At 41.9% G+C, this 17548-nt stretch carries 19 protein-coding genes; 10 read left to right on the top strand and 9 right to left on the bottom strand.

Going from position 1 to position 17548, the window contains the following annotated elements; all coding sequences use genetic code 11:
- Window positions 1-27 precede the first annotated feature (27 nt).
- A complete protein-coding gene (gene zipA, locus OCV39_RS03780) occupies window positions 28-963 on the bottom strand; it encodes a cell division protein ZipA (protein ID WP_136995457.1) in 936 nt (311 codons plus the stop codon).
- A gap of 250 nt (window positions 964-1213) precedes the next feature.
- Between zipA and cysZ the strand changes: the two genes are divergently transcribed.
- The 5 genes from cysZ (at window position 1214) to crr (ending at window position 6102) form a co-directional block, all read left to right on the top strand.
- Entirely contained in the window at window positions 1214-1960 is a 747-nt protein-coding gene (cysZ, locus tag OCV39_RS03775) for a sulfate transporter CysZ (protein ID WP_113795820.1), read from the top strand.
- Between the two features lie 202 nt (window positions 1961-2162).
- Entirely contained in the window at window positions 2163-3131 is a 969-nt protein-coding gene (gene cysK / locus OCV39_RS03770) for a cysteine synthase A (protein WP_017053289.1), read from the top strand.
- A gap of 298 nt (window positions 3132-3429) precedes the next feature.
- Window positions 3430-3687 carry an HPr family phosphocarrier protein gene (locus OCV39_RS03765; protein ID WP_113795818.1) on the top strand — a complete coding sequence of 86 codons (258 nt, stop codon included), beginning with the start codon at window positions 3430-3432 and terminating at the stop codon, window positions 3685-3687.
- A gap of 137 nt (window positions 3688-3824) precedes the next feature.
- Window positions 3825-5552: a phosphoenolpyruvate-protein phosphotransferase PtsI gene (ptsI, locus tag OCV39_RS03760; protein ID WP_261889014.1), complete on the top strand. Its 1728-nt coding sequence runs from the start codon at window positions 3825-3827 to the stop codon at window positions 5550-5552.
- Between the two features lie 40 nt (window positions 5553-5592).
- The gene (gene crr / locus OCV39_RS03755; protein WP_017053292.1) at window positions 5593-6102 is read left to right on the top strand and encodes a PTS glucose transporter subunit IIA; all 510 of its coding nucleotides are present in this window, start codon (window positions 5593-5595) and stop codon (window positions 6100-6102) included.
- Between the two features lie 89 nt (window positions 6103-6191).
- Here the strand turns inward: crr and OCV39_RS03750 are convergent, their stop codons facing one another.
- From OCV39_RS03750 to OCV39_RS03730, 5 genes are all read right to left on the bottom strand, one after another.
- Window positions 6192-7319 (bottom strand): flagellin, encoded by a 1128-nt coding sequence (locus OCV39_RS03750; RefSeq protein ID WP_261889012.1) that lies wholly within the window; start codon window positions 7317-7319, stop codon window positions 6192-6194.
- A gap of 184 nt (window positions 7320-7503) precedes the next feature.
- On the bottom strand, window positions 7504-8637 hold the full coding sequence (locus tag OCV39_RS03745) for a flagellin (protein WP_136995459.1): 1134 nt from the start codon (window positions 8635-8637) through the stop codon (window positions 7504-7506).
- Between the two features lie 451 nt (window positions 8638-9088).
- Complete coding sequence (locus OCV39_RS03740; RefSeq protein WP_261889007.1) at window positions 9089-10222, bottom strand: flagellin; 1134 nt, start codon at window positions 10220-10222, stop codon at window positions 9089-9091.
- Between the two features lie 125 nt (window positions 10223-10347).
- Window positions 10348-11250 carry a Dyp-type peroxidase gene (locus tag OCV39_RS03735; protein WP_261889005.1) on the bottom strand — a complete coding sequence of 301 codons (903 nt, stop codon included), beginning with the start codon at window positions 11248-11250 and terminating at the stop codon, window positions 10348-10350.
- 66 nt (window positions 11251-11316) lie between these two features.
- Window positions 11317-11784, bottom strand: a complete 468-nt coding sequence (locus OCV39_RS03730; protein ID WP_017054226.1) for a DUF2919 domain-containing protein — start codon at window positions 11782-11784, stop codon at window positions 11317-11319.
- A 136-nt stretch (window positions 11785-11920) separates the two neighbouring features.
- Here OCV39_RS03730 and OCV39_RS03725 point away from each other — a divergent pair, with 136 nt between their 5' ends.
- Complete coding sequence (locus OCV39_RS03725; protein WP_017054227.1) at window positions 11921-12262, top strand: DUF2956 domain-containing protein; 342 nt, start codon at window positions 11921-11923, stop codon at window positions 12260-12262.
- Between the two features lie 146 nt (window positions 12263-12408).
- Here the strand turns inward: OCV39_RS03725 and OCV39_RS03720 are convergent, their stop codons facing one another.
- Window positions 12409-12696 (bottom strand): winged helix-turn-helix domain-containing protein, encoded by a 288-nt coding sequence (locus OCV39_RS03720; RefSeq protein ID WP_017054228.1) that lies wholly within the window; start codon window positions 12694-12696, stop codon window positions 12409-12411.
- 279 nt (window positions 12697-12975) lie between these two features.
- Between OCV39_RS03720 and OCV39_RS03715 the strand changes: the two genes are divergently transcribed.
- From OCV39_RS03715 to OCV39_RS03700, 4 genes are all read left to right on the top strand, one after another.
- Complete coding sequence (locus tag OCV39_RS03715) at window positions 12976-13323, top strand: ArsC family reductase (RefSeq protein WP_017054229.1); 348 nt, start codon at window positions 12976-12978, stop codon at window positions 13321-13323.
- A gap of 14 nt (window positions 13324-13337) precedes the next feature.
- Window positions 13338-14477 (top strand): succinyl-diaminopimelate desuccinylase, encoded by a 1140-nt coding sequence (gene dapE, locus OCV39_RS03710; RefSeq protein WP_261888999.1) that lies wholly within the window; start codon window positions 13338-13340, stop codon window positions 14475-14477.
- Window positions 14478-14486: 9 nt separating this feature from the next.
- Window positions 14487-15161, top strand: coding sequence for a M15 family metallopeptidase (locus tag OCV39_RS03705; RefSeq protein WP_171756009.1), 675 nt, complete (start codon window positions 14487-14489; stop codon window positions 15159-15161).
- A 63-nt stretch (window positions 15162-15224) separates the two neighbouring features.
- Window positions 15225-15422, top strand: a complete 198-nt coding sequence (locus OCV39_RS03700; protein ID WP_261888997.1) for a DUF2897 family protein — start codon at window positions 15225-15227, stop codon at window positions 15420-15422.
- Between the two features lie 65 nt (window positions 15423-15487).
- On the opposite strand, the gene bamC is transcribed toward OCV39_RS03700, so the two are convergent.
- Complete coding sequence (gene bamC / locus OCV39_RS03695) at window positions 15488-16507, bottom strand: outer membrane protein assembly factor BamC (RefSeq protein WP_113799016.1); 1020 nt, start codon at window positions 16505-16507, stop codon at window positions 15488-15490.
- Window positions 16508-16556: 49 nt separating this feature from the next.
- Window positions 16557-17435, bottom strand: a complete 879-nt coding sequence (dapA, locus tag OCV39_RS03690) for a 4-hydroxy-tetrahydrodipicolinate synthase (protein ID WP_017054234.1) — start codon at window positions 17433-17435, stop codon at window positions 16557-16559.
- Window positions 17436-17548 lie beyond the last annotated feature (113 nt).

Genomic DNA, 17548 nt, shown 5'->3' with positions numbered 1-17548 from the left:
TTAATGTTTAATCAGTATTAATACGGTTTATTTGGCACTTTGCGCGGCTTTAAATTCTTGTATTTGACGGCGACAAGCTGCAATTCTATCTGGCGTAATCAGATTACGAGCTTCGTCTAATACGTTACCTGACATGTCATCTGCAATCTGCTGAGCCGTTTTCAACATTAACTTGAAATTCTGTTCTGCATCGCCATAGCAAGGCAGCGTCATGAAGAACGAAATCCCTTTTGTAGAAAAATCAGCAGGATCGCTATGTTCTAAAGTCCCAGGTTGCATCATATTCGCAACGCTAAATAGCACTTTTCCAGTTCCAGACAAATCTGAATGTCGATGGAAAATCGCCATTTCACCATAAATCAATCCATTTTGCTGCATGCTATCAAATAGTTTAGTGCCTACAAATGGTTCTTCACCTGAGCAATGTACATTCAGCACAATCACTTGCATTTCAGGTTCAGGTTGCTCTTTAATAGCCTCTGAATTTTGATTATCCGAAAGTGAGCTTTGCGAAAGTGCAGAGTTATCATCATCTTCAATCGCAGAAAAAGAGTCGACTCTATCAAATCCACTAAGCTCTTCCTCATTTACGATCACGTCATCGTTCCCTTGTTCATCTGCCGTAAAAGGAACGAATTCTTCTGCTTTCGATTCTTTAGAAACGCTCAATTCAAGTTCATCTTGAGCATGGTCAATCAAGGGATCGACAAATTCAGGTTCATCATTATGACCAAAATCAGGTTCTTTTCTCACTTTACGAATGATTTCAAAATCATCCTCAGGAGCAAATGAGCGAACAGGCGCCTCTTCTTTCTCATCAGAATCATCTAAATCTAGTTTACCGAGTGGCTTATTCCCAAACTTAGATTTCCCTTCTTTCTTACTAGTCCAAAGACCATGAAACAATAATGCGGCGATCGCTAGCGCGCCAACAATTATGAGTACGAATCGCAATTCCTGCATTGTTTACTCTCTGCTTCTTAGTGATAGCATTTAAATGGTGTTATTTTAATCATCTTAATAAAAACACTCTAAATCAACGTCACTAAGGTGGGTTAAATCGGCTTATACCGCTACTCTATCAAATCTCTATGCTATTTTAGAACAACTTAATGTGAGAAGTTCCCCACATGCTGAGATTTTCATCATGCTTTTCTTCTAAATTTGGTTAAGTACAATACAAAAAGTCATTTACGGTAAAATATAAAACATTATGAACTCAGAGAACAAACAAAGATCAGGTTTTGGCTATTTCTTTTATGGATTAGAGTTAGCCCTAACACCGGGCATTCGCCAATATGTATTACTTCCACTTCTCGCAAATATCGTACTAGTCGGCGGGGCGTTGTTTTTCCTATTTTCAAACCTTGATGCTTGGATAACCAACTGGATGGGGCAACTTCCTGAATTTCTTTCATGGTTAAGTTATCTTTTATGGCCGCTTCTTGTATTAACTATTCTGGCTACTTTCTCTTACTTCTTCAGTACGCTAGCCAATTTTATAGCGGCTCCATTTAATGGTCTATTAGCTGAAAAAGTAGAGATGAAGCTATCTGGTCAGAAAGTCAATGATGATGGCCTGATGGACGTGCTAAAAGATACGCCGCGCATCCTTGCTCGCGAATGGCGCAAATTACGTTATGTCTTACCAAAAGCTATTGGACTCTTTTTAATATTGCTCATTCCCGCTCTTGGCCAAACAGTAGGTCCTATATTGTGGTTTTTATTCACGGCTTGGATGTTAGCGATTCAATACTGTGATTATCCTTTCGATAACCATAAAATCGATTTCTCTACCATGAGAAACAATTTGAAACAAAAACAGACGAAAGCTTATAGCTTTGGTGCTTTAGTGTCAGTGTTCACCACCATACCAGTGCTGAATCTATTTGTTATGCCAATTGCCGTTTGTGGTGCTACAGCTCTTTGGGTTGCCGAATATAAAGATTTCCACAAATAAACCACTGAATTCCTGCAAAATGAGGAGAACTCTCTCGTGGTTCTCCCATTAATCTACCAACCTCCCATAAGATATAACTTTTTAATCCTTCTCCATTTTTTTGTTCTAACATAAGCTCTCAGTACGACTCCAAACGCTACCCAACAATTGGCGACCATCTAAGATACCCAGTTGTTTAGAACATACATGAAGGAACATCATAATGAGCAAAATTTACGAAGATAACAGCCTAACTATTGGTAACACTCCCCTTGTGCGTTTAAACAAAGTAAGTAAAGGCAAAGTACTCGCTAAAATCGAAGCACGTAATCCAAGCTTCAGTGTGAAATGCCGTATCGGTGCCAATATGATTTGGGAAGCTGAAAAAGCGGGTACTTTAAAGCAGGGAATTGAACTCGTAGAACCAACAAGTGGAAATACTGGTATTGCTTTAGCTTTTGTTGCGGCAGCTCGTGGCTATAAGTTAACTCTGACAATGCCTGAATCAATGAGTTTAGAGCGTCGTAAACTTCTCAAGGCTCTTGGGGCTAACTTAGTTCTTACTGAAGCACCAAAAGGCATGAAAGGCGCTATCGCAAAAGCAGAAGAGATTGTGGCAAGCGACCCAAGTAAGTTCTTACTGTTACAACAATTCAACAACCCAGCTAACCCGCAGATTCACGAAAAAACGACAGGCCCTGAAATTTGGGACGCGACTGATGGCGAGATTGATGTATTCGTTTCTGGTGTGGGTACAGGTGGTACATTAACGGGAACAAGTCGTTACATTAAAGGTGAAAAAGGCAAAGCCATTGTCTCTGTCGCTGTAGAACCAGCGGAATCTCCAGTGATCGCCCAAGCTCTCGCAGGGCAAGAAATCACACCTGCGCCACATAAGATTCAAGGTATTGGTGCCGGATTTATTCCTGGAAACCTCGATTTAGAGCTAATTGACCGTGTAGAAGCCGTCACTTCAGATGAAGCGATTGAGATGGCTCAACGCCTAATGGAAGAGGAAGGAATTCTTGCGGGAATCTCTTCTGGAGCAGCGGTTGTTGCGGCCAACAGATTAGCTGAACTACCTGAATTTGAAGGGAAAACTATTGTAACCATCTTACCAAGCTCTGGTGAGCGTTACCTCAGCACGGCTCTGTTTTCAGGAGTTTTTACCGAGAAAGAGAACCAACAATAATATGTGGTCAAATCAATTTTTAATTTAAAAAAGCCCCTTTATGGGGCTTTTTTGTTGATCCTGACTCCACCTTTGGTAATATCAGCCCTGTATTATTTTAAGCTTCAAAATAAAAGAAGCAAAATACACATTTTCATTGATCGCAGGTTTGGTTTAATCAAATTGGCGATTGAAAAAAATTAAACTAGTATCAGTTCTAATACGATTGAGAAACTTCTTCCCTAGCAGGAACAGGTTAAAACGGTTAAGCTGAAATGGTTAATAATCATACAAAAATAAATTAATTGGGGTATATCACATGTACGAGAAGCAAGTAGAAATTACAGCAGAAAATGGTCTTCACACACGTCCTGCTGCACAGTTTGTTAAAGAAGCTAAAGCATTTGACGCAGACATCACTGTAACTTCTAACGGCAAAAGCGCTAGCGCGAAAAGCCTTTTCAAACTGCAAACTCTTGGCCTAGTAAAAGGCACTGTAGTGACTATTTCAGCAGAAGGCCCACAAGCTCAACCTGCAGTTGATCACCTAGTTGCTCTTATGGACCAACTACACTAATAATTGATTTATATTTAAAAGCCATTTTGCTATTGCGAAGTGGCTTTATTAAATATAACCGATCATTGGCGCTATAATTAACGTTAGCAAATAGCACTCATTCTCCCGTTTACAGTTGACCAACTTAAGGTAAAGCTATGATTTCAGGCATCCTAGCATCTCCAGGTATTGCTTTTGGTAAAGCACTACTACTTCAAGAAGATGAAATTGTCCTAAATACTCACTCTATCTCTGACGATCAAGTAGAAGCAGAAGTTCAACGCTTTTTTGATGCTCGTAACAAATCTTCTCAACAATTAGAAATCGTTAGACAAAAAGCACTTGAAACATTTGGCGAAGAAAAAGAAGCAATCTTTGAAGGCCACATCATGTTGCTGGAAGATGAAGAGCTAGAAGAAGAAATTTTAGCCCTTATCAAAAAAGACAAGATGCATGCAGACAACGCGATCCATACCGTGATCGAAGAACAAGCTGTCGCTCTTGAATCTCTTGATGACGAATACCTAAAAGAACGTGCAACAGATATCCGTGATATCGGTACGCGCTTTGTTAAAAATGCACTAGGCATCAACATTGTATCTATCAGTGATATCGATGAAGAAGTGATCCTAGTCGCTTACGATCTAACACCGTCAGAAACTGCACAAATCAACCTAGATTACGTTCTTGGTTTCGCTTGTGACATCGGTGGTCGTACTTCTCATACTTCAATAATGGCTCGTTCACTTGAACTTCCAGCTATCGTTGGTACTAACGATATTACGAAGCAAATCAAGAATGGCGACATGCTTGTGCTAGATGCGATGAACAATAAAATCATCGTAAACCCATCAGACGCTGAATTAGCAGAAGCTCAAAAAATCAAAGCCGATTTTGAAGCAGAAGCAGCTGAACTAGCTAAACTTAAAGATTTACCAGCAATCACTCTTGATGATCATCAAGTAGAAGTTTGCGGTAACATCGGTACAGTAAAAGATTGCGATGGCATCATCCGTAACGGTGGTGAAGGCGTTGGTCTGTACCGTACAGAATTCTTATTCATGGATCGCGATGCCCTTCCTACTGAGGAAGAGCAGTACGTTGCTTATAAAGAAGTAGCGGAAGCAATGCATGGTGAATCAGTGATTATCCGTACTATGGATATCGGTGGTGATAAAGATCTACCTTATATGGATCTTCCACAAGAAATGAACCCGTTCCTAGGCTGGCGCGCTGTTCGTATCAGTCTAGATCGTCGTGAAATTTTACGTGACCAAATACGTGGCATCCTGCGTGCTTCTGCACACGGAAAACTACGTATCATGTTCCCAATGATTATCTCTGTTGAAGAAATCCGTGAACTGAAAAAAGCGATTGAAGAATATAAAGTTGAACTTCGAGCTGAAGGTTTGGCCTTCGATGAAGAGATCGAAATTGGTGTTATGGTTGAAACTCCAGCAGCAGCTGCGATTGCTCATCACCTAGCGAAAGAAGTTAGTTTCTTCTCTATTGGCACAAATGACTTAACTCAATATACTCTTGCAGTAGACCGTGGTAACGAGATGATTTCTCATCTTTACAACCCACTTTCTCCAGCTGTTTTGACGGTTATTAAACAAGTTATTGATGCATCTCATAAAGAAGGTAAATGGACTGGTATGTGTGGCGAGCTTGCTGGCGACGAACGTGCTACTCTACTTCTACTTGGTATGGGTCTAGATGAGTTCAGTATGAGCGGAATATCTATCCCTAAAGTGAAGAAAGTTATCCGTAACTCAAACTTCTCTGAAGTAAAAGCGATGGCTGAAGAAGCACTTTCTCTGCCTACAGCGGCAGAAATTCAAGCTTGCGTTGAAAAATTTATCGCAGAAAAGACAAACAACTAATATAATTGGTTGATTCAAAAATATTCTTTAGGAGCAAGACATGGGTCTGTTTGACAAACTTAAGAAACTAGTATCTGACGATAGCGCTGACGCGGGTGCAATCGAAATTATCGCACCTCTATCTGGTGAGATCGTAAACATTGAAGATGTGCCAGACGTAGTTTTCGCTGAAAAAATCGTTGGTGACGGTATCGCGATCAAACCTACTGGCGACAAAATGGTAGCTCCAGTAAACGGTACTATCGGTAAAATCTTCGAAACTAACCACGCATTCTCTATTGAGTCTGATGATGGCGTTGAGCTTTTTGTTCACTTCGGTATCGATACTGTTGAACTAAAAGGCGAAGGCTTCAAGCGTATAGCTGAAGAAGGCCAATCAGTTAAAGCTGGTGACACGGTTATCGAATTTGATCTTGCGCTTCTTGAAGAGAAAGCAAAATCAACACTGACTCCAGTTGTTATCTCTAACATGGACGAAATCAAAGAGTTGAACAAACTTGCTGGTTCTGTTGTTGTTGGTGAAACACCAGTACTGCGCGTAACTAAGTAATATTAGCTACTCTAAAACGTAAAAATGCTGCCTAATGGCAGCATTTTTTTTATTCCAGTAAAACCAATCGAGTAAACTAAGGAAATAAACTAAGATAATAAGCCTAATGCTGCACTAGGGATCTGTTTAGCTTGAACCAATAAAGTCGATGTCGCTTGTTGTAAGGCTTGAGATTTAAACTGATTAACAGATTCTCTGGCAAAGTCGGCATCTTTAATTCGGCTTTTAGACGCGGTCATGTTCTGATTTATGCTATGCAGGTTATCAATGGTGACTTCTACTCGATTTTGAAAACTACCAATTTCACTGCGGTATGAATCGACATATTTCATCGCCGTATCGACAAGCGATACGCCCAACTGTGACTGCCCTAGCGAACTTAAGTCTAAATCATCAAGCGTGAGTAAATCACCGCCTTCAAAATCAAGCTGTTCATTCAAACTACCCGAAACATCAAAACCCTTGGGAGCACTCAACGCCCCCATAAACAATTGAAGCTTCCTATCTTCGGTAACAGATGCGTTCACAATATCTTGTTGAGAATTAATGTAAGTCGCGACCTCATTAATACTATCACCGGCCTTCAGTCGAATCTGTTGATTTTGTTTCTCCCCACTCACATCGTCATACTTCACATTCAATGAGAGATTGCTTTTAGGAACTTGCCAAGTTTCATCAACACTTTCATTTGCAATGTAATAATGCCCTCCCGTCTCTGGAAGGTTGGTACTCATATTTTTTAAATGAAGTGATATAGAGTCAGCATTTGGGCTAATGTTGAAGCTCTGGGAACCAAATGAGCCATTAAACAGATTTTTACCTGCAAAAGTGGTCGTTTGAGCAATTCTGTTTAGTTCATCTTTTAATGCACTGGCCTCATGCTGGATCCCATCACGATCATCTTGAGAGTTTGAACCGTTGGATGATTGTAGCGATAATGATCGTAACCGCTGCAGCATTTCACTGCTTTCTTGAAGCGCACTCTCTGCCGTTTGAGCAACCGAGTAGGCATTGGCGGCATTGCTCAACGAAACATCAATACCCCGAGTTTGTGTACTTAAGGTATTTGATATTTGCATTCCTGCGGCATCGTCACTCGCAGAGTTTATCCGATAGCCTGAATTCAATTTTCGCTGCGTGTCAGATGTTTCAGAAGCAGCGTCGCTAAAATACCGCTGAGTGATCATCGCAGATGTATTAGTATTGAGTGAAATCATCTAACCGATACCTTTCTCCTGTACACCTGTAGTTAACCCACTAGAAATACCAACGTTATTACCTATGGAGTGTCAATCTAGACACACCATAGGTAATAAGAGTTGCTATGAATAAATCCAGATAAGCAAAAAGCCAAGTAACATTACTTGGCTTCTATTTTATCGTTAAGCTTTAACCTAACATTTAGCCTAGCAAGCTTAATGCTGAGTTAGGCGCTTGCTTCGCTTGTGCAAGAATTGAGCTTGATGCCTGACCAAGAATTTGTGTCTTCGTCATTTGCGTCGTTTCTTTCGCGAAATCGGTATCTTTGATACGGCTCTTCGATGCATTAACATTTTCGTTAATGTTATCTAAGTTGTTGATTGCATGTTCGAAACGGTTTTGGAAAGCACCCAATTCTGCACGGTGGCTATCGACATATTTAAGTGCTGCATCAATAACAGCAACAGATTCTTGTGAACCGCCAACCGTTCTTACATCAATAGTATCAACCGTTTCTTTACGACCCGCTTGCATGTCTAGCTCACCAGCAAGACCGCCAGAGAATTCAACGTCGCCCGATACTTTGTTGCTACCCGCAAACATTTGAAGTGCGCCATCTTCTGTAACTGATGCTTTTACTAAATCTGTTTGACCATTAATGTAAGTAGCAAGTTCTTCGATATCATCACCCGCTTTCGCGCTAATGTTGATTTCTTGTTCTTGGCCTGCTGTATCAGTCAGCTTAATCGTAAGGTCGTTAGCGTCTGATTTAACCGCCCAATCTTTATCTTTTGCTTCGCCAGCTTGGTAACCTGTGCCACCCATTTTTGAGTTATCTGAACGCATATCGCGTAGAGAAAGCATGACCGCTTCACCGTTATCAGCACCAATTTGGAATGATTTCGTGCCGTGAGTGCCATTAAGTAGCTTATTGCCACCAAATGATGTGGTTTCTGCAATACGGTTTAGTTCATCGTTAAGCGCCGTTACTTCTTCTTGAATCGCGACACGCTCAGCTTTTGAGTTTGAGCCGTTTGAAGATTGTAGTGACAAGTCACGCATACGTTGAAGGATGTTGGTTGTTTCATTCATTGCACCTTCTGCTGTTTGTGCAATTGAAATACCGTCATTTGCGTTACGCACTGCAACATCAAGACCACGGCTTTGTACGTTTAAACGGTTCGAAATTTGTAGACCCGCTGCGTCGTCTTTCGCACTGTTAATTTTGAAGCCTGATGATAGGCGTTCCATTGAGGTTTGCTGAGCACTTGTCGAATTATTAAGGTGACGCTGTGCTGTCATCGCTGATACGTTAGTATTTACATTAACTGCCATGGTAATTTCTCCAATTGATTTTTCGTTGTAGCGGTTTTCGACGTCTCGAAAAACCAAGTAGTTCTCTCAAAGTTACTTTTAATAACGGCGCTAATTGGAAATTCTTTAACTTTTTTTTAAGGTTTTCTTATAAAAAAGGCAGTTATACCTAAAAAGGTGATGAAGTAGGAAAAAAGAGCAAATAACTGAAAAAAGTACTCAAGTATCAATTAATGCGGTCGATGGGCGCACAAGATCGATACCTCTGATTGATGCTGATAACTTCTACGGCGAGTACTTAGGTGGATTGAAACTAAGGATGGAAGGATAAGGGCCATCGCAGTACGATCGATCAGGCTCAATGTTGGAAAGCGAATTTGTTGATATGTTCGCAGGCGATAACTGTGTGGGTAGAGCAATGTGGGTATAGCAATACCACTCGATACCAATATCAATCGGTACCAATATCAAGCTATCCCAGTAGAGTTAACGCTAAATTGGGCGTCTGTTTGGCTTGAGCAAGAATTGAGGTGCTCACTTGTTGCAGGATTTGTTGTTTGATCATTTGTGTCGTCTCTTTTGCGTAATCAGTATCCACAATTCGACTATTGGATGCGGCTAAATTCTCATGAACATTATCGAGATTATTGATCGCGTGATCGAAACGATTTTGCAATGCGCCGAGTTCCGCACGATGGCTATCTACATATTTCATTGCCGTATCTAAAACGGATACTGCCCTTTGCGCGCCGCCTACATTGGTGATATCAATATCATTTACGGTTTCATAAGCACCAGAGCTCATCGACAACTCATCCGCCAAGCTCCCACTAAACTGAATGGTACCTGCCGTCTTTTCACCCGCCATAAAAACTTGCAGTTGCCCCTCATCATTAACCGATGCCGACACCTGATCCGTTTTACCATTGATGTAAGTCGCTAACTCCTCGATGTCATCACCAGCTTTCGCCTTAATGTCGATGGTTTGTGGCTGGCCCTGAGCGTCCGTAAATGTCATTGAGAACTGGCGATTACCCGGTGACACTTGCCAACTGGAGTCCATCGCATTCATTGATGTATAACTAAAGCCGCCCATATCAATGCCATCGGTTCTCATATTATTCAGGCTAACTTGAACCGCTTCACCCGAACTGGCACCAATTTGAAATGAAGCCTTCCCAAACTGACCATTCAGTAGCTTCTTTCCACCAAATGATGTTGTCTCTGCGATTCGATTCAACTCGTCATTAAGAGCCGTCATCTCCTCCTGTAAGGCAACTCTTTCAGCCTTACTGTTAGAGCCATTCGAAGATTGTAACGAGAGATCTCGCATGCGCTGCATAATGTTTGTCGTCTCATTCATGGCCCCCTCAGCGGTTTGCATGATTGAAATACCATCATTAGCGTTACGAACCGCAACATCTAAACCTCGCATTTGAGATTCGATACGATTGGAAATTTGTAAACCAGCAGCATCATCTTTTGCACTATTAATACGCCTCCCCGAAGCTAAACGCTCCAGAGATTGGTTCAGCATATCCGTTGCGTTCGTCAGATTTCTCTGGGCAACTAGTGCTGATACATTGGTATTAACGGTAATAGACATTCGCTCTGCAATTCACCAAAAATAAGGGGCTGTTCTCTTATCGGCGAAAATTGAGGCAACTTTAGTAAAATAAAAGGGAAACCATTCGCTTCCCTTTACAGGTATGTAACTAATTGAACTAATGACTAGGCCATAGATAGTGTTAGTAACATCTCTTGAGAAGGCGCGAAGAAATACGCGCCAGTGACCGCATGTGTAAATCGTAATAACTGATCGGTTTTACCATCTGTTACGCCATACATACTTTCAAGCATTGCCGTAAAGTTATGCACGTTATTACAGTAAGCGATAAACAGCAGGCCATGATCGCCACTTGCGCTACCGTATGGAAGGCTATGACGAACTATTTTCAATCCCTTACCTTCCTCTTTAATATCAACACGACCTACATGAGATGCAGCAGGAACATCATCTAATTCAATAGAGTCTGGTTTCGTTCTTCCAATGACCTTCTCTTGAGCTGAAACACCTAAGCGGTTCCAAGCTGGCAGGTCATGCAAAAAACGTTGAACCATGACATAACTGCCACCAGCAAAATCCCCTTCTGCGACCAGTGCCACCTCTTTACGCTGCTCAGCTTTAGGATTCTCTGTACCATCCACGAAATCCGTCATATCTCTTGAATCAAGATAACGGTAACCATACGTTTCATCGACGACAGCGACATAATCTGCGATCTCAGCCAATAATTTGCGTACCACATAGAAATGCAGGTCGTGGCGATTAGAGTGGCAGTGAATCAACACATCGACATTTGTACTAGGTGCAGTAATATCGCCTTCACCAAGCTCTGGGAATTCAATTAATTCTGAAGGCGCAGCTTGGCTAAAGTTCTTCCAAAAGGCATGAGAAAACGCAACGGAGACCGTGAGATCAGATCCAGGTTGCGCTTGATTGAGTTCTTCTACTAATGCAGGTAAGCCTTGAAGTTGAGTTAATACATCAGCGGCATTGCTTGTCACTTTTAGTTGAGCATAAAGTGCAAATGGGCCAGCTTCAGGCAATATTGCAGATTGCGGTTGTACCATGAGAAATCCTCTCTTATTTTTTGCTCAGTGTAATATTTTTCTTGCGGTATATCTTGATTCTGATCACTAAGCCTCTGAACTAAAATCAGGAATTTTAAAACAATCTTTTACGGTTCGACTTTTATATAAATAGATCGCAGCCCAAAGAAGTAGCAATAGTGTAATACCATTCGGCCAGCTAAAAAGCCCGTTACTCAAATAGACATGATAAGCCGTTTGAACAACTTGTAATAACACCACACACAGCGTCACCCAACGTCCCTGACTACTTATTGAATTAATCCATTTTCTATCGGGGCTACGTAGGTTAATCAACCACATATAAATAATGCTAGGTACTCCAACCACCAACCCAAGGTAGAGCATGGCATGATCTGGATAGACGATCTCTAATATTTTGGCACCACTGTCCCTGCTCGCGCCTGCCACAACAAAGACAACCCATGCCTTAGCGAGAAAAAGCCAACTTAACCATACCAGCAATGGGGCTTTTAAGAACCCATGCTGGTCATACTGTTCAAAAGCGTAGCGCACTTCACGGTCTCAAATTACAAAAATGAAAAAATCACTTTAACTTAATTCTTCGTAAAAGTTATAGTGAATAAAGAAGATATTATTTAAGTGTCGTGCTCACTTCAGCATTGCTCTTTGACCTAAGTTGACTAAGAACATGAAAACGAAAAACAACACCTCACTGGAAACGCAACAAGAAGCCATGAAAGTCGCAAAATCTATTCAAAAGCCTAACCAGACCAAAGAGCAAACAAAGCTCGTTGCAGCAGGTATTGAGAAAGGGATAACTCTGTATAAAAAACAGCAGAAAGAGAAAAGTCGTCAAGCGGATAAAGCGAAGAAAAAAGAGCAAAAATCAAAGCAACAACAAATCAAATCACAAGACGAGATATCAGACTCTTCATCGTCAGAGGTTCAGCAGTCCAAAACCTCATTACTGCCTTGGCTATTACTCGTCATAAGCTGGATCGGTTTTGCGCTCTATATTACGCAACAATAGGAAACATCACACAACAGCAGGAAGCCGTCCATAGTCTCAACTTCAGCTCAGTAATTTGAAATAACGATTATTGACTCGAAAGGAATACGAATGAGCGATGCATAGATCTAAAAAAGCCAGCATGATGCTGGCTTCGTTTTCCAAGTTTAAGCAGTAAAGCCTAAACTCGTTGCGATATCATCTTCTCGCTCGGTTACCCACTGACTATCAAATGGTCCCCAATCCGATAATTGATAATAGCCGTCATTGTGACGTCGTCCATCTTGAACAAACATCAACTCAATACCAATACCCGGCAATGCTTTCAATACATCTTGGATAGTACGGCGAGGCCAGCCCGTCTTCTCAATGAGTTTCGGTACATTTGGCCTTTCAAGGCTTTCCACTAACAAAGCTAAATACAGTCGCCTTGCAAAAACAGGACTCAGTTCCATTGACACCTCCATTACTGTGCAACAGTATTATTTCTTTTTTCGGTTTGTGTGTGTTGAGATTGATCAATAACTCTCCAATTGGCATGGTTTGTGCGCTTTTTTTTGGTCAACAAATTATTTATCGCTCTATTTTGTGTGTCTCGACGCTTCCTGTTAGGATTTAAACACAATAATAAAGTTGCAAACTTACTTGGTGAACCGCGTAATAATTGACTCATTGAGCACCTCAATTCGTTAACTACGCTAAAAATCACCAACTGCGTTTAGAAAGGAAGAGAAATGACAGCCATCATGTACGGCATCCCCAATTGCGATACCATCAAAAAAGCAAAGAAGTGGCTTCAAGCCGAAGAGATTGAATTTACGTTCCACGACTATCGAAAGCAGGGAATAACGGAAGCGTTAGTGAACGAATTTTGCCAGCAACTTGGTTGGGAAAACGTATTAAATAAGCGTGGAACGACTTACCGTCAGCTACCTCAAGAACAGAAAGATAACTTAGATAGCGACAACGTAATATCTCTACTTGTGGAGCAACCTGCAATGATCAAGCGCCCTATCATTTATATTGGCGAGCAGTATCATGTTGGCTTCAAAGCGGATTCATACGTTTCAATTTTCAAATAAAAGGATTTTCAAGGATGACAGATAGCCCAGTACTGGCCTTAGCAAAAGATTTAATTGGTCGCCAGTCAGTGACTCCCGAAGATGCGGGATGTCAAAAACTCATGATTGATCGCTTAAAAGCACTCGGTTTTACTATTGAAGAGATGATCTTTGAAGATACCACCAATTTTTGGGCTCGCCGAGGAACCGAAGCGCCACTGTTTGCCTTCGCAGGGCATACTGATGTCGTGCCCGCTGGACCATTAGAAAAGTGGGACACTCCACCATTTGAACCGACGATTATTGATGGCTACCTTCACGGTCGTGGTGCTGCGGATATGAAAGGCTCACTTGCCAGCATGATCGTCGCCGTTGAGCGTTTCATCGCTGAGCATCCTGATCACAAAGGCTCGATTGGCTTTCTCATCACATCTGATGAAGAGGGGCCATTCATTAATGGTACGGTTCGTGTTGTTGAAGCACTAATGGCACGCGGTGAAAATATTGATATGTGTATCGTTGGGGAACCATCAAGCACCAATTCCGTTGGCGATGTAGTTAAAAATGGCCGTCGTGGTTCGATCACTGGCGATTTATGTGTCAAAGGGATCCAAGGGCATGTCGCCTACCCCCACCTAGCACGTAACCCTGTTCATCAATCACTGCTAGCCCTTAATGAGCTATCAACAACAACGTGGGATGATGGTAACGCGTACTTCCCTCCCACCAGCTTCCAAATCCCCAACATTCACGCCGGAACAGGAGCATCAAACGTTGTTCCTGGTGAGTTAAATGTTCAGTTTAATCTGCGTTTTAGCACCGAGCTTTGTAACGATGTCATCGTAGAGCGTATCCGCGCCATTTTAGATAAACACGATCTCGACTATGAGCTCAAGTGGACATTCAATGGCGACCCATTCTTGACGGACACTGGCGATCTACTCGATGCGGTTGTTTTTGGTGTAAATACCGTTAACCAACACAAGCCTGAACTTCTTACGACAGGTGGAACATCTGATGGCCGATTTATCGCTCGTATGGGCGGTCAAGTTGTTGAACTAGGCCCGGTGAATGCCACAATTCATAAGGTCAATGAGTGTGTCAAAGTGGAAGACCTAGAGCTTCTTGCCGACATGTACCAACATACATTGCAATATCTTTTCGCTAATAAATAAGGGCGAACCATGACTCCTGAGCAGCTAACAGGTCAAACAAACGATCATTTAGTTCCGGTCACCATTGGGCAAAAAGAGTTTTTAATTCATCCTAATGTACAGAACGATTTATTGGCATTATCTGCTGCTGCTCAGCAAGCTGGATTTCAAATGCACATTGCCAGCGGGTTTCGAGACTACGCTCGGCAAAAAGCCATTTGGGATAATAAATTCTCAGGGCATAGCACCATTAACGATACGCACAACCAAGCTATTCCTTTTGACTCTATGACCGAAGAGCAGAGAATATTTGCGATTTTGCGCTGGTCGGCACTGCCCGGAGCCAGTCGTCATCATTGGGGGACTGATTTTGATCTCTTTGCTGCAGACCGACTACCTGAAAATACAAAGCTTCAATTAGAAACTTGGGAATATGATACTGGTCATCAAGCGGAGTTCTCTATTTGGCTAAAAGCGAACCTTGGAACGTTTGGTTTTTTCATCCCTTATTCTCAAGATCTAGGCGGTGTCGCGGTTGAGCCTTGGCATATTAGCCACCGTTTAACCGCAGCATCTTGCTTAGAGCAATTGACGCAAGATCAATTAGCCAGCCAAATCAAAACATTGCCGATTTTGGGGCAGGAACAGGTGCTACAGAACCTTCCTACCATCTATACTCAATATGTTACTAACATCCGTTCTTAACGTTACTGAGCCCAACAAAGCCAATGGGGACAAGTTTGGTTCCTAGAGCGAGAGGATAAATTCATGGAGTTTTTAACTAACCCGTGGGTGATTAGCATCATTGTGGTGAGCGTGGTGGTTGGAAATATTGCTGCGTTAAAATACACCGCAAACATGAAGTTTGGGCCGTTAGATCCATCCAAAAGAGAGAAGAGTGATTTAGATAGGCTCAATGAACTTGATCAAATCAAACAAGCTCAAAAGACAGAAATAGATAAGTAAAACGAACAAAGTGAAAAAGGGATCAAATGATCCCTTTTTATATCTTACTAACAATATGAACCAGATTACTCTTGTTCAAACATCGCAGACAATACTGGAGCGAGCGACTTAAGTAACGCCTCTTCTACTGGTTTACCACCAGCATCAGTCACGTTAATTGAAGTACGGTTGCCTAAATCACCAAACAAGAAGGTGTAAGTACCACCATTAAGTTCAATCGGCTTAGTTCCAATGGACTCCCAGAATTCATCATCAGGAGCCGCATACTTCGCTTTCATTGTACCTTGAGATTGATTGCGTCCTTCAAGGCTAAACCCTAACTCAGGCAGTAAGCTTGGAAGGCGCTGCCACAAAATATTATATGGCGTACGAGCAATAATCACTGGGAAGCCACTACGGTCAACCCCCATACTGATAGGAATTTGTTTTACTAACTCTTGTGCTCGAATGGCGGCTTCATCACGTAAGTTTTGATCGTACTTAACGGTGACTAGATTGGTCATAAATGCGTTATAACGCTCTTTATTGGTCTGGGTCACTGGTTTTACAGTCGAACCCTCTCGCCAATCAATCAAGTTAACTTTAAACGCAAAACGATTGTTCGCTTTAAAACGAGTGATTTCGTAACGACTGCCAATTTCAGTCTCTTCATCTTCTGAAATCCAGCTAACCCAATCGGTTTCAACACGATCCGAGCTATTTTCAAGCAACGCAATGTTTCGAGCATTCAGCATATCGATTGCAGTTTGCCAAACTTTATCCATTTCGCCTTCAGTTAACAGCCATAAGGTGACTTCACCGTTTTGGCGCTCTGCTCTTGCTCCTGGAATCAACTCGAGAACTTGCTGTGGCGGACGAATATCAACGTTTTGTCCAACTCCACCTTCGAAATCACCCATCGGGATATCAAAGTTTGGGTAGAACTGAGGCGTTGCATCTTCTGGTAAATTCAGCTGGGTCAGTTCAGGTGTATTTAGATATTCAAAATCATCTTTCGCTTGACGACGTCGATCAGCACCTCCAGAGCAGGCGCTAAGAACAAGAACAGCCAGTGAACCAACCACTAGCTGATGAGAAAATTTCATTTAGGCTCCTAAAATGCCGAGAAACTACATTCGGCATTGTGTGTTCAATTTAATAAATACAAGCTTCTGTCATTGCTTGAGCAACAAGTGGACGAGCTGATTCTGATAATTCAGTTAAAGGTAGACGTAATCCACCTTCGGCAATTAATCCCAATTTATGCACAGCCCATTTTACTGGGATAGGATTAGATTCAACAAACAAGTTTTTATGCAAAGGAATCAAACGTTCGTTGATGGCTTCTGCTTCCTCAAAGTTCCCCTCTTTTGCAAGGCGGAACATCTTCGCCATATCCGCAGCCGCGACATTATTGGACACCGAAATAACACCTTGCCCACCACGCTTAACGAATTCTAGCCCCGTTAAATCATCACCACTTAGTAAGATAAAATCTTCGCCACAAAGTTCACGGTGAATTGAAATTCTTTCTAAATCACCCGTTGCATCTTTTAGCGCCACAATATTATCAATTTTTGATAGACGAGCAACGGTTTCAGGTAACAGATCGACTGCAGTTCTTCCTGGTACATTATACAAAATTTGAGGCACGTCACTTACTTCAGCAATCGCTTTGTAGTGTTGATATAACCCTTCTTGAGTCGGCTTATTGTAGTACGGAGTCACACTCAAGCATCCCACAATTCCAGATCCATTTAATAGACGACTAAAAGTCACCGATTCATGTGTAGCGTTTGCTCCCGTGCCTGCAATCACAGGGATACGTCCCTCAGCAAACTCGACCACCTTAGTTACCACCTTAACATGCTCTTCTATTGTTAAGGTCGCAGACTCACCTGTAGTTCCTACCGCGACGATGCCATCGGTACCAGCAGCAATGTGATGCTCTACTAGTTTCTTCAAGCTATCAAAATCGACTTCGCCATCTGAGTTAAAAGGTGTAACTAACGCAACGATACTTCCTGAAAACATATCTATCTCCCTTATTTGATTCTTTTTGCATGGTACTGTAATGCGATTGATAAACACAAGGGAATAACCCGCTTACTTAGTACAAGTTAGTGAATAATTATCAGTTGTTAGAG

Source organism: Vibrio cortegadensis, from assembly GCF_024347395.1.
GTDB lineage: Bacteria > Pseudomonadota > Gammaproteobacteria > Enterobacterales > Vibrionaceae > Vibrio > Vibrio cortegadensis.
Note: the sequence above shows the minus strand (reverse complement) of the source record. Positions and strands in the feature narration are given on the sequence as shown.